This is a genomic window from Xenorhabdus mauleonii (genome assembly GCF_900113945.1).
Classification (GTDB): Bacteria; Pseudomonadota; Gammaproteobacteria; order Enterobacterales; family Enterobacteriaceae; genus Xenorhabdus; species Xenorhabdus mauleonii.
Genome location: NZ_FORG01000007.1, coordinates 107,842 through 120,781 on the forward strand (window position 1 = coordinate 107,842; position 12,940 = coordinate 120,781).

The 12,940-nt window shown below is 36.3% G+C and carries 11 protein-coding genes; 5 read left to right on the top strand and 6 right to left on the bottom strand.

What is annotated here, in order from left to right:
- The first annotated feature begins 18 nt into the window (after nucleotides 1–18).
- The 5 genes from BM100_RS09245 (at nucleotide 19) to BM100_RS09265 (ending at nucleotide 6,427) form a co-directional block, all read left to right on the top strand.
- Entirely contained in the window at nucleotides 19–1,245 is a 1,227-nt protein-coding gene (locus BM100_RS09245) for an MFS transporter (protein ID WP_092510172.1), read from the top strand.
- A 283-nt stretch (nucleotides 1,246–1,528) separates the two neighbouring features.
- Nucleotides 1,529–2,275: a helix-turn-helix transcriptional regulator gene (locus tag BM100_RS09250; protein WP_092510174.1), complete on the top strand. Its 747-nt coding sequence runs from the start codon at nucleotides 1,529–1,531 to the stop codon at nucleotides 2,273–2,275.
- Nucleotides 2,263–3,264 carry a LacI family DNA-binding transcriptional regulator gene (locus BM100_RS09255; RefSeq protein WP_092510176.1) on the top strand — a complete coding sequence of 334 codons (1,002 nt, stop codon included), beginning with the start codon at nucleotides 2,263–2,265 and terminating at the stop codon, nucleotides 3,262–3,264. Before BM100_RS09250 ends, BM100_RS09255 begins: the two co-directional genes overlap by 13 nt.
- Before the next feature lie 34 nt (nucleotides 3,265–3,298).
- Complete coding sequence (nhaC, locus tag BM100_RS09260) at nucleotides 3,299–4,753, top strand: Na+/H+ antiporter NhaC (RefSeq protein ID WP_092510178.1); 1,455 nt, start codon at nucleotides 3,299–3,301, stop codon at nucleotides 4,751–4,753.
- A gap of 993 nt (nucleotides 4,754–5,746) precedes the next feature.
- Nucleotides 5,747–6,427 carry a helix-turn-helix transcriptional regulator gene (locus BM100_RS09265; protein ID WP_092510180.1) on the top strand — a complete coding sequence of 227 codons (681 nt, stop codon included), beginning with the start codon at nucleotides 5,747–5,749 and terminating at the stop codon, nucleotides 6,425–6,427.
- 218 nt (nucleotides 6,428–6,645) lie between these two features.
- Here the strand turns inward: BM100_RS09265 and BM100_RS09270 are convergent, their stop codons facing one another.
- The 6 genes from BM100_RS09270 to BM100_RS09295 all read right to left on the bottom strand — a co-directional run bounded on the left by BM100_RS09270 (nucleotide 6,646) and on the right by BM100_RS09295 (nucleotide 12,926).
- Nucleotides 6,646–7,362: an aspartate/glutamate racemase family protein gene (locus BM100_RS09270; protein ID WP_092510182.1), complete on the bottom strand. Its 717-nt coding sequence runs from the start codon at nucleotides 7,360–7,362 to the stop codon at nucleotides 6,646–6,648.
- Nucleotides 7,363–7,616: 254 nt separating this feature from the next.
- Entirely contained in the window at nucleotides 7,617–7,976 is a 360-nt protein-coding gene (locus tag BM100_RS09275) for a hypothetical protein (RefSeq protein ID WP_099139528.1), read from the bottom strand.
- A gap of 130 nt (nucleotides 7,977–8,106) precedes the next feature.
- A complete protein-coding gene (locus BM100_RS09280; protein WP_092510186.1) occupies nucleotides 8,107–8,607 on the bottom strand; it encodes a hypothetical protein in 501 nt (166 codons plus the stop codon).
- 162 nt (nucleotides 8,608–8,769) lie between these two features.
- Nucleotides 8,770–9,741 carry a hypothetical protein gene (locus BM100_RS09285; RefSeq protein WP_092510188.1) on the bottom strand — a complete coding sequence of 324 codons (972 nt, stop codon included), beginning with the start codon at nucleotides 9,739–9,741 and terminating at the stop codon, nucleotides 8,770–8,772.
- Nucleotides 9,742–9,772: 31 nt separating this feature from the next.
- Nucleotides 9,773–10,852 (bottom strand): hypothetical protein, encoded by a 1,080-nt coding sequence (locus tag BM100_RS09290; RefSeq protein WP_099139527.1) that lies wholly within the window; start codon nucleotides 10,850–10,852, stop codon nucleotides 9,773–9,775.
- 55 nt (nucleotides 10,853–10,907) lie between these two features.
- Nucleotides 10,908–12,926 (bottom strand): toxin VasX, encoded by a 2,019-nt coding sequence (locus BM100_RS09295; protein WP_092510192.1) that lies wholly within the window; start codon nucleotides 12,924–12,926, stop codon nucleotides 10,908–10,910.
- Nucleotides 12,927–12,940: the final 14 nt, after the last annotated feature.

Below are 12,940 nucleotides of genomic sequence, written 5' to 3' on the forward strand. Positions count from 1 at the left end.
ACAAAAGAGCGAATAATAATGTCAAGCCAGGAAGAAAGTTTGAATTTGCGTTACTCCGGCTTTAATGCCTTATTTATTGTCAGTGCTCGATTCGTCTCCGATTTTGGTGCATTTCTGAATATGGTGGCACTCTCCACCTATGTGTACCTGCTCAGTAACAGCGTTATGCATGTCAGCATTTTTCTCACCTGCCGTGTTGCGGGCGGCATTATTGCCAGCCTGATCGGAACGCCATTTTTCAGGCGATTTACAGGAAGATGGCCGTTGGTCTTTTTTGATCTCGTACGTGTTATCTTACTGTCCCTGTTATTGGTGATCCCTATCTCACAGCAATTACTGATCCTACCGATGATCGCCTTTGGCATTGGCTTGGGCAACTCTATGTTTGCCATCGGGCTTAACAGCCAATTGCCGTATTGGGTACATGCTTCACAGCGCATATCAACAAACTCCTGGCTTACCTCCGTTGCTGCAACGGGGGCCGTATTTGGCAGCCTTGTCTCAGGGCTTTTGGTCGCAGCCAGTGGTTATGAGATGGTGTTTACTGTCAACATAATCACCTACTTGCTGGCTGCAATCCTGATTATGCCTTTACGTTTTATTTCCTTACCGGAACAAAAAACATCAAGGGACCCCGGCAACGAATGGCGTGAATTACGCCTTGGCTTGCGCGGTGCCCCCGTATTGGCGGGCATGCTCTTCCTCAGTTTGGCTGATACGCTGGGCAGTGCGGCCCATAACGTTGGTTTTCCCATCATTTCCAAACTTCTGACGCCCGATAATGTCAGTACGACCATGGGGCTACTTCTGGCAACATGGGCAATAGGAAAATTCGGTGGTGCACGGCTGGCCAGTTATTTACTCCGCCGTCGCGAACTGCCGAAAATGGAAAAACTCTTCTTTATCGGAATTGCTCTGATGTCGACAGGATTTATCCTGACCTTTCAACAAAGCAACCTATTCTGGCTGCTGCTGTTTGCCATTTGGGCGGGAATTGGAGATGGGATCGCCGAAGTTAGCCTGATATCGCGAGTGCAAAGCGAACCGGAAAACTTACGATTGCCGATTTTCAGTTTGCTGACATTGTTGCAGATGACAGGATTCGGGATTGGTATGTTACTTGTCGCCCCGTTTTACGTCTGGCTGCCACCTTCTATCGTTATTCTGATATTCCATGGATTGCCGCTGACGGTGTTAATAATTCTCCTAATATGGGGAAAGCATTTGATGGCATTTAAGAAATAAATTTATTATCCCGCAGATTCTAATATCAAACCAAAACGTGATTTACATCACGTTGTCATACCTCATGAAAGCGCTTACATGGATAGTAAGCACCTCTCACATTTCGTCAGCAATAAATTCATTATTCTCTCTGCTATGTCAATTCATAGCAGGAATTTACAATATATTGATTAAGAATAATTTCAATTTAAAACTAATTATAGAAGCGAACAGGATTCAACCAATAAAAATGTAATCTGGGAAAAGGACGGGATATGTATTAAATGAATATTGAAGGTCATATATGAATCAAATCACCCCTCAGTTAACAACTATGTGGGATAAAAGTCACGATTCATGGTTCATAAAAGATAAAAAGCATCGTTTTATATATGCAAATAAGGTGTTCCTTAAGTTGAGCAATTTACCTGAAAATTTTGACATCACAGGATGTACCACAAGCACTTTACCTACATCGTATAGCCATCTTGCACATCTATTTGAAGAACATGATCGTAATGTTTTGCAATTCATGCAGCGCATATCATCTATTGGTACTTATTTTCAAAGTAATAATGCGCAAATAAGACCCTATTCTTGCGAAAAGTATCCATTGATGGATGAAAATCATCAATGCATTGGAGTAATCGGTCACATTAAAGAAATAAATCACTTTTCGGTACATCATTATATTAATAATAACAAATCCATATCTGTTAATATTACGCCACCGAACAACTCCCTAGCAGAAAAAGAGTGGTTGATCATTTTTTTATTCTGTCGTGGTATCAGTAATAAAGGTATTGCTGATGAAATGAAGATTTCAGTTCGTACATTAGAAAAATATTTTAAAAATATCTATGAAAAACTATCAATAAATTCAATTTTTGAGCTGAAAATGTTATGTGAGGAAAACAACTACGATCTATATATTCCACCAAATTATTTCAAATATATTGATCATTATTTTTTACAAAAAAACAATTTAGAATTACAAAGCGACGACAATTTACCATGCATAACAACTGAGGAGAGCGCATGGCCACAATGAAAGATGTCGCATATAAAGCGGGTGTGTCTGTCGCAACGGTCAGCCGTGTCATTAATAATACCGCTTACGTTGAACCTGGCACTCGTGAGCGCGTCGAAAAAGCTATGCGCGAATTCAACTACCGCCGTAATTCTGCTGCACTTGCCCTAGCAAAAAGATGTGGAAATATGTTGGGGTTATTGACTGTTAATTTGGCAGATCCTTTTTTTGCCCTTCTATCAAAAGGAGTTGAAAAAATAGCCAGAAAAGAAGGTGCCAAATTAATGGTATGTAGTGGTGGGCATCTGGAAGAACTCGAAAAATCAGCCTTAGAGTTTTTGATTAACCAAGGTTGTGAAGCGATAGTAGCTCATGTTAGTAGGATGAGTGATGCAGATATATTACGCTATGCAGCCCATATGCCTGGATTAGTTATCATCAATCGATATTTACCCGCCATCGCCAACCGATGTATCTGGTTAGACAATGTCAGAGCTTCTCACATTGCAACTAATTATCTTCTCCAGAATGGGCATCGGAAAATTGCTTATATCACAGCAGACATACCAATCGATGATAGAAAGCTCCGTCTGGAGGGATATTACACTGCAATGGCTGATGCCGGGATTACAGTGCCTAGTAATTGGATTATCAGTGCTCCATTCAATGAAAAAGGCGGAGAGCAAGCAGCAGAAAAGCTCTTAGAAAGCGGTATCGATTTTACTGCAGCATTAACATTCAATGATGTTATGGCGGCGGGGATGATGCGCTCCCTGCATCGGAGAAAAATTAACTTGCCAGAACAGCTTTCTATCGTGGGATTTGATGATATTGTTACAGCCCAATATCTTTATCCCTCCCTAACTACCGTACACAACCCAATAGAACAGATGGCTCAACGCGCGGCAAATCTGGCATTACAACTCAGCTCAACAAAAGAAATAGCCCCACAAATGAATATGTTTTCCGCTGAGCTTATCGTTAGGGATTCTGTCTGTTTAATAAAATAATTTTTCAATAAATGACTTAAGACTGGATTTGTATATGTATGGTAAGAAAAAACTCAATCTAGGGCTCGCTATATTACCGCTTGCAGCGATGCTCCCCCTGCTAATTATTGGCTATGGTCAATTGGGATTACGCATTGAATCTTTGTTGCTCATATCAGCAGGCATCACCGCGGCCCTTACATACTGGCAAGGCTACCGTTGGGATGACATTATTGATTCGATTGTGTCAAAACTTACCAAGGCGATGCCAGTAACCATAATTCTGATTTGTGTCGGGGGGTTAATTGGCACCTGGATGTTCAGCGGTACAATACCTTATATGGTTTATTGGGGGTTAAAACTTATTAGCCCTCAATATATACTCATAACTGCTTTCTTTATCACAAGTATTATTTCTGTTTGTACTGGAACCTCATGGGGATCGGCCGGTACTGTCGGCGTTGCCCTTATGGGGGTTGCTGTTAGTCTTGATGTCTCTTTGCCTGCAGCAGCTGGTGCCGTTGTTTCAGGTGCGTATTTTGGTGATAAAATTTCGCCCCTATCTGACACAACCAATTTCGCAGCTATCGTTGCTGATACTGATCTTAACAATCATATTCAACATTTACTGTATACCACTATCCCAAGCTTCATTTTAGCCGCTATTGTCTATTTTATTGCGGGATATACAAGCTTCACGGGCAATGTGGCAACACCTGAGAAAATAACCGAAATCATAACTTCTCTTGAAAATTTGTATCACTTCAACGCATTGCTGATTTTACCACCAATACTGATTTTATGGAGTACGGTGACAAAACGCCCCGTAATTCCGACCATATTGGCTGCGTGTGTATTGGCGATTGTAATCGGTATCACTCTTCAAGGATTCACACTTAAACAAGGATTTAATGTATTAATTGATGGTTTCAATCTCTCAATGTTCTCTGAACAGGGACACAGCACTGCAGGCATTGTTAGTGATGTTCCCCGCTTACTTAACCGCGGCGGTATGCTCTCAATGATGGGGACTACATTACTTATATTTTGTGCATTCGCATTTGCCGGTCCTTTAGTACTCACAGGCGCTTTGACTATTATCATTAGTCAACTCCTTAAAGCTGTCCATACAACCGGAAAACTCATCGCAACCACTCTTGGTACAACGATTCTTCTAACCGGAACAACTTGTGATGGAAGATTAGCTCTTCTAATCCCGGCAGAACTGTTCAAGGAGGCTTATCGTAAGATGGGGCTGGATAATAAAAATCTCTCACGAACCATTGAAGATGGTTGTACTGTCATCGAACCTCTGATTCCTTGGACTTCCGCTGGAATTTACATGGCTACTACATTAGGTGTCAGTACACTTGATTTATTGCCTTGGGCAATCCAGTGCTACGCCGCTGCTTTTCTGGCCCTTATTTATGGTTTTACTGGTTTCGGTATAGCAAAATCTACATCGAAAACTTTCCCGAATGAAAAAAATATCAACCATAAAATTACCTAGGTTCGCTTTGAGAATAAGCCGCCAAAGTGTCGGCTTTATTCAGTGGAGTTTTTTAGGCTGTTATTTAAACTTAAACACAAATTATTTGCCTGAAAACTATTATTAGTTCGAGCCTCTTTAGCACTCCGGCTCCATATATCTTTGATTCTAAAAATAGAATCGATGGTTTATTCAACAAATTAAATTTGGGTATATACGCTATATTTCCAACCACATGCTTACTGGCTATACTTTCTCACCTAGTCACCAATGTTATAAGCATATAGTGCTCTATGCTTTTGATGAGTACACTCTTTTCCTAAAAAAGACTCTAAGTTAATGAAATAAATATCAACTATTATATTTTTATCGTATTAGAATTATATTCTAATAATTATTTTCCCTGATGCCAGCGCTTTTATACGAGAATTACACACTTGGCTATTTAAAGTTAGTTAACCTGCTAATAACAAAATTCAAAAAAGATGTTTTACGATGATGACCCACTTATAATTTTATTAATTTTTGTAAGTATTGGAAGCGTAAAAAATACTTTAATTTATTATTTTTTTAGGGGCGTAAACAATACAATCACACGAAATATCAATAATCAACCACTCACCAATTTTAATTCATACAAATTTTATTCCGTCAATTCCATGACCAAAAAAAATAAGTAATATTTTATATTAAAATATATCATATTAAAATTATTAAACACATCCAACTTCACTATCCAATCCATGTTTTTTAGGATATCTTTAAAAAATTAAAATACTATAACCCTTCATCACCAATTACCTAAAAGATAATTCACATGTAAAATATAGCATATAAAACAATATTAAATTGAAACTAATTTTTGCGTTTGAACATCATTAATATATGAATAAAAATATTGTCAATCCAACATATTTCCACCAATATTTTTTTATCTTTCAGGTATAATAAATTCATAAAAATTTAAAACGTTTAGTTATATGGATCTGATATATTTCCTCAAGGAATAATAACATGAGTAATAAACTTATCATTTCACCTCAAATAATTAATACTCTAGCAGTAAGTAATGATCCCTGGGGCATAAAAGACAAAGATTCGTGCTTTATTTATGGAAATGAAGCATTGAGTACCATTAAGGGGTTTTCTAAGTCATTTGATTTTGAAGGATATTATGATGACGAATTACCTTGGAATGGCGCTGAGTTTGCAAAAGAATATATTCACCATGACCAAAAGGTAATGAATGAAGAAAGATCATATGTTTCACTTGAAACACATATTTGGGGAGAAGAGAAAACACTATCATCTTACTTTTGTGAAAAAACACCTATTTATCAAGAGAATGGCGATTGCATAGGTATTATATATCATCTATGGAAGGCTCAGGATTATTCATTAACCCGCCTTTATCATGGAAAACTTCCTGCTTCCATTATGTTTCAGCCCCCAACTAATTTATTTACTCAAAGAGAGTGGGATATTATTTTTCTTTCTTTACATAAATATTCCAGTAAGCAAATTGGCAGAATATTAAATATTTCCTATCGTACCGTAGAGAACTATACAGCGCAAATATATAAAAAGGTTGGCGTCAGTTCTGCTCAACAATTAGAAGATTATTGTCGATTTAATAATTATGATCTCTATGTTCCAGAACGATTTCTACGCCGAGGAAGTCATCTTTTAGGTTAATACAAAAAACCTTTTGTTCAATATTATGAAACTTGAATTGCCTGATATATTAGCCACTGCATTACTATGATAAAATTGAATAATCAGCTTCGATTAAAATACAACGTTGAGAAGCTGATTTTTCCCGTCGATAAATTTGTTGCACTTTTACAAAACCGGATACCTAAATAAAAAAAATAAAATGATTGCTTAGCTGTCTTCTGATTAACAATCATTCATTATTTAGATATAGATCTCAACTGATAAAACATATGAATTGCCTCCTCAGCTAAACTTAACGCTGCATCCACTATCTCCAATGGCCGATTTATCACACTGTGCTTTATCAAGGGGCTGATATCTGTACAAGCTATGAGTAACACTTCGGCTTTTAAATCCTCAGTACATGACAATACTGAATTCCAACTCTTCAACACCTCATTATTGTCAAATCCCTTTTCTTTAATTAGTGTAATTAACTCTGTTGTACGATTGCGCAACTCTACAGATAAAACAGGCTCTTTGCCTGCCGCATAAATGCGTTCCTGATAAAATCCTGCGTCAATTGTAGGCTCAGTGCCGACAACCGCTATTTTTGTATAATCAAAAGGGATTTTTGTTAGGGCGCAATCAGCTATGTGTAAGAGCGGTATACCTGCACTGGCTTGGATCATATAAGAGTAATACCTGTGGGCAAGATTACATGGAACGACAATCAAACTGACCTTTGCTCTGACTAAATCTGCAATACCGTCCTGTAATGCCTGTATCATTTGAACATCATCAATGGTCTGCCCCGGATAAAAAGGGGTAGGCAAAGAAAGTATATGCATTTTAGGAAAATCCATATCATATTTTGCGCCATACAGAGACTGAGAAGCATCCACCAGCATATTGACAAAAGGTGCAGTAGATCTTGGCCCCATACCAGCAAGTACACCAATTGAATAATACATTAAAATACCTATCTATTTTGACACACCAATTAGCCAGACATGATATCAAAAGAATAAAAGAGATAACTAAAATAGCAACAAAAATATTAAATAAAGCATTCTATAACTATATTTAAAATATACTAACCCCCCCATATTACTTTCTTTATAATAATCTCCTTATGGAACCAATTAATTACTTAACCAAGTGCAGACATGTTTATCTTTAAATTAATCATGCTGCACTTATTATTTAGGTATTTTATCTAATTTTTTTATCCAACGATATACTCTGGATCAGTAGCCTCTTTCGGCGGGCCTAACCTGTCCAGTTCAGCTAAAATAGCTTCAATCTGCGCTTCCCAATTTTCTGATTTTTGATTATTAGATGTATAAAATAGTGATGAATGACGTTTAAAATCTACCGAGCTGACAGATTCTTTTCCTTGTATCAAATATTTTGCAATAAAACCCAGCAAATAACTCTTGCTTATTACACCGTCGAGTAAGTTAGGGATCTGGGGGACAAAAGTATAAATCTTCAGTTTGTTATTTTTATCCAGCCCATAAATTCTTAAATAAAGTGTATTATATGTATTCACAACATCAACCTGAGAGTAACGCGCAACATACATTTTTCCTCTGCGCCAAGAGTAAAATAATTGCCTTTCCCGATCAATAATAAGAGAAGGTATTTTACGAATTACATATAAAATCCATAAATGAATTAAAATCATTGCAAAGAAAAATATAAAAAATCACCATCTAAAAATAATTTTTTTGTACTCTAGACTTACTGTAAAAACCACTATCCGTATAACGAATATGAAAATATTGAGACCAAGATACACTCTTGGCATCAGCCAGATACTTATATTTTTTAAGGTAATTAGGAAGATTAGGGTTTAAATAAAATTCTTCGCCATAATCTATTTTAGCATCACTAACTGTGCTTAGATAAGATTCCCCATTGACTTTCCATGTATCAACAACAGTTTCAATAAAAAAACAAAAACCCAATAAAAAACCGGTTAATGAAGAAATTAAAACAATTTCATGGAGATTACTTTTACCAAATAGTATTTCACATTTTTTATTACCGATTAAACCAATAAAATTCTCTGATTTTATTTGTTCTTTATCCAATATACCAATGTCTTCATCCAAGTTCAGATCACACACTGTTGATAATCGACTAATTTTAACATTCGCATTGACTTTACTCTCTGTCTTTTGGGATAACCATTTTCTTATTGCTCTTCTCATTTAATGTAATTCCTTATCATAATATCCATAATCTATATTCTAAAATATCAATTACCCCTGTGTTAAATTTCAAAAATTTCAAAAAAAATTATAGAGCGTTGTTAAACGCTCCATTGAAAAATAAATAACCTCACCGTATTAAATTTCCCCACCTATCTTTTATTAAACTCTATCCTTAGATTTTTTATCAGATGCAGAAACATACGGGACTCCAAGTCGATCAACTTCAGTCAAAATTTTCTCGACTTGCAATTCCCAATCTTCAGGTTTTGGCTCTTCACGTAGCCGGAAAAATGGCTTTCTACGTTTATAATCAACCAAACTAACAGAATATTTTCCTTGCATAAAGTATTTTGCTATAAAAACCAACAAATAGTCTTTATCCACCATTTTGTCAAATACTCCCGGAAATTTAAGGGAATAAAAATAGTTGATAAGATTATTATCTTTATCGTATCCACAAGTTTTTAATCCTAAATTACCAGAGGAATTATAAACTTCCAATTGAGAATAATTCGCTGCATATACCTTGCCTTTACTCCAAGTATAAAAAATCTGTTTTTCTCTATCTATTAGAAAAGGCGGAATACTACGAACTCTACACAAAAAGTAAAGAGAAGCAATAATAAAAAAAAGATAAAGAGAAAAAAAACCACCATCTATTAATAAAAATTCCCTTGCCCATTCTTCTCCATAAAAACCATCCTTAGAATAACGTATATGCCAATATTTTAAAAGTGAAATACTATTATCGTGAGCAATGTACTCATATTTTTTTTGATATTCTGGCAACTTTGGATTTAAGTAAAAATATTCACCATGATCTTTTTTTGCATAAAAAACCCCTTCAAGAGAAGATTTTTCAACCGCACGCCATGTTTTCACATAATGATTTAAAAATAATCCAAGAGCAATCACTGAAGCGATGAAATATAAATATAAATAAAATTTCCTCATCGTATTTAAACTATTAAAAAAGTGACACTCAGTGTCATTAATTATTTCTAAACATGCTATTTTCTTTGCATCTCTTTTATTTATTTTTTCTAATTTTTCGTTAATAACATTAGGACACACTTCTGAAAAAGCATCCGTTTCAATAATATTTTTTTTGATATAATATGTTCTATTCATAAGATAATCCTTTTTATTTTCATCTATGATATTAATTCCGCATCACTTCATCATCATAACCATAAATGGCATTTTCTAATATTGGCTCCTCGTTCCATTTATAACGAAGAGGAGATATAACATCCTCAGTAGGCATATAATACCAAAATATTGTAATATGTTTTGATTCAAAAGAATCCATTTCAACAGTCAACGTTGTTAGGCCACCTTCATCGGATAATTTTTTATAATCAGCCTCCATCAGTTCTGCAAAATTATCTGAAGCTGATTGCTGTGTACTAATATTTGATGAAACAATACTTGGCGATACAGGCACGTATGGAGAGCCGGCAGATAGTGCGGCATAAGAAAATGATATTACCTGATAAAAAATCTCTGACTTACCCCATTGAAAATTAGGCAATGTAAAACGATATATTGTTTTTTTATCCTTAAATTCCCTTTTTAAAGTTGCCCCCGTGAAAAGGTTAGCAAACTCTTGGTATTCAACTAAAAAAGCATTTCTAATTTCATCATTTATTACTTCAACTTTCCTAAATTGGTCTTCAATTCTTTTTGGCCGTATATCATCTCGACTCCAAAAAGAATATTTTTTCCCGTTTCCCCAAAAGCAATTCTGTAATAAATTTTCGAACTCGTCCTTACTGAACATAAGGATATACGCTGTCCCTAAAATAGCAATTAATACTCCCGCCCAGAAAAACGTTAAAGCTGCTCCAGTCAGAACAATTGCAGCTGCATCTGCGGCAGCGGCTCCTGCTGCTGTCGTCGTGGTCACCGCCGCATAACCATACGCAAGTGTCATTAGTAATGTACCTGAACCAATAGCAATATGAGAATATCCTTCTCCATTATTACCTAATTCAAAAGCATTGGTCGCATCAATATATGACAGAACTGTGCTCGCCACCCCAGAAATTCCGATTCCAAACCTTGTAAAGGTAACCATCGATTTGCTGTTAAGCAACATTTTGTTTGATATATTATCTAATAATGCACCCATCGCTGGGCTATTCAATTTCAATGCTATTACACCCGTTTGTGCCACCGCTCTGCCGAAAAGATTAGTTCCCCCCCTTATGGCAATAAGCCCTCCTAATATAGTATTCATAAATGACCCAGCAAAATACAAAGGAAGCCGATTTGTACTAAAGGGAGAATTCTTATCAAAACTCGACTGGGACAATAACGAATGCAACGTATAAGCCTTCATAAGTAGATTCAAGACCAGCAAAACTACAATCCAATAAAAGGCTAATAGGGGTATTACCGTGTTGAAATACTTTTATTTTTGTATTAAATTTTGGCTTTTCAAATTGAATAATAGGTATTTTTATTTTCAAACGCCCCGTATAGTTATCAATACGTTGCGACCAGTTAAATACTTTTTTTATCCCCCTTGTTTTCACATCAGATTTCACTTTTTCTAGAGCATTTTTTATCTTGCTGGGCTGGGCCTGTGGCTCTACCTTTTTAAAAAAATTATAATATTCTTTCTCTGTCAATTTTGCATATTGACCGCTTTGCAACCGGATACCAAAAACAGACAAACAACGAGATATAAAAATCTGGGTTATCTTTTCAACACCTTTTACATGTAAACCTAGCGCTTTTTTATATGCTTCTTCAGCAATAAACACAGCAAATTTTCCCAGTATCGTGCCAATTGCTCCCAGTAATACATCCACCCCTAATGCGAGATTTTTAGCGATCAATTCCTTGTCTGCACCAGCATGCCCTAATGTATTCACAAGCCCATTACCAACAGAAATCCATGTACTTGATTCAGACTCCTGGTCTCCTCCCAATAATTTTTCTATTTCCCGTATTCCTATCTCAGTGCTGAGTAATGGTTCTACTAATTCAGCAAATAAAGCACAAACTACTCTAAATTCTTCGGCATCTTTTTCAGTCAGGATATCTTTTTCACTAGTTGCAAAGAAGAAATGCTTAAAGTAATGTGCTAATCCACCTTTCTGACCCGCAATAGAATTTTTCTCAAAAAAAGATTTGTATAGACTGACTATTTCTTTTAATTTTGTAGTTGTCTCTTCAATCGGAGCATTTAATTTAGGCCACCACGTTTTCCAGTGCTCCTGATGGATGCAATCATTAAAGTATTTTTTGATTTTCTCATCCTTTGAAAACTCCATTTGTTTGACAAATTGTCCTATAGAAATAGGATACATGTAGGTCGCCGTATAATTTATTTGCCAAGCCGTGAGTAACATATACGCCATCAAAATATCACGCTGATACCCCACAGGATCATGCAATACCACAATCTTCGCTTTATCTTTGTAATAAGGGCAGATAAGGCTGTCTATGTAACGCATTTCCATATCTGCATCCATGGCAAAACTGCCTTCAGTCGTGATCTCTCCCAAATCAGAAGATTGTAAAAGTGGATCGGATAGTTGGTTTTTGTATGCCTGAAATTGTTTTTCAGGATCTTTAAAATCTTCCACTAACCCGTCGAAATGTTCTTGTTTGGCATCAATGGCATACTCTGATGTCTCACTGTCTAAGTCCACGAATTGCATCGCATTTTTACGGAAGTTTTTATCCTTATCCATCTTATTCAGGACAGATTTAGCCAACTCAACTTCACTGTAAACAATGCTGATTTTGGTCACATCTTTATCAATCGCTAGAAAAGGATAGCCTAGTCCCGCTGTACCGCTGACAGGATGAATTTCTTCCCACGATGAACTTCCGGCTTTTTGTTCATATTTGGTGTATTTCGTGACCATCCCCCTTTTGCCTTCTAATGTGACAATTTCAGGGCTGAATTTGAAAATTAATAATTTCCCATCCTTTTCGGAACCCCGGCTTTTAATCGACCCTTCTTCTTTGACATAGATCCAACCCGGTCTAGGCATGCGAATGCTATAACCACCCAGAACGCTTGCGCTTAATGAATTATCATAATGATCAATAAAATTACTGATTGGCGGTGGTAATTGGGCATCTACCCAGTTGTCACCAAAAAAATTCATATAAGCATATCTGACAGGATAAATAGGCCGGATATTGGCGTCACAGGGTCTGACAACGGTATCCATATCCAACTGATGAGGCAGGTGTGCCTTTGCTTCATCGACAATTTTTTCAAACGCTTTTTCGACTTTTTTCGCGGCTGTCTCAAGAGCGTCATTCGCACTCGTCAATATCGATTTTTCCATTTTTCTTATTTCCT

Excerpts from the sequence above, each read along its gene's own strand:
- BM100_RS09245 (WP_092510172.1), top strand. The coding sequence starts at position 19 with ATGTCAAGCCAGGAAGAAAGTTTGAATTTGCGTTACTCCGGCTTTAAT.
- BM100_RS09250 (WP_092510174.1), top strand. The coding sequence starts at position 1,529 with ATGAATCAAATCACCCCTCAGTTAACAACTATGTGGGATAAAAGTCAC.
- BM100_RS09255 (WP_092510176.1), top strand. The coding sequence starts at position 2,263 with ATGGCCACAATGAAAGATGTCGCATATAAAGCGGGTGTGTCTGTCGCA.
- nhaC (WP_092510178.1), top strand. The coding sequence starts at position 3,299 with ATGTATGGTAAGAAAAAACTCAATCTAGGGCTCGCTATATTACCGCTT.
- BM100_RS09265 (WP_092510180.1), top strand. The coding sequence starts at position 5,747 with ATGAGTAATAAACTTATCATTTCACCTCAAATAATTAATACTCTAGCA.
- BM100_RS09270 (WP_092510182.1), bottom strand. The coding sequence starts at position 7,362 with ATGTATTATTCAATTGGTGTACTTGCTGGTATGGGGCCAAGATCTACT.
- BM100_RS09275 (WP_099139528.1), bottom strand. The coding sequence starts at position 7,976 with ATGTATGTTGCGCGTTACTCTCAGGTTGATGTTGTGAATACATATAAT.
- BM100_RS09280 (WP_092510186.1), bottom strand. The coding sequence starts at position 8,607 with ATGAGAAGAGCAATAAGAAAATGGTTATCCCAAAAGACAGAGAGTAAA.
- BM100_RS09285 (WP_092510188.1), bottom strand. The coding sequence starts at position 9,741 with ATGAATAGAACATATTATATCAAAAAAAATATTATTGAAACGGATGCT.
- BM100_RS09290 (WP_099139527.1), bottom strand. The coding sequence starts at position 10,852 with ATGAATACTATATTAGGAGGGCTTATTGCCATAAGGGGGGGAACTAAT.
- BM100_RS09295 (WP_092510192.1), bottom strand. The coding sequence starts at position 12,926 with ATGGAAAAATCGATATTGACGAGTGCGAATGACGCTCTTGAGACAGCC.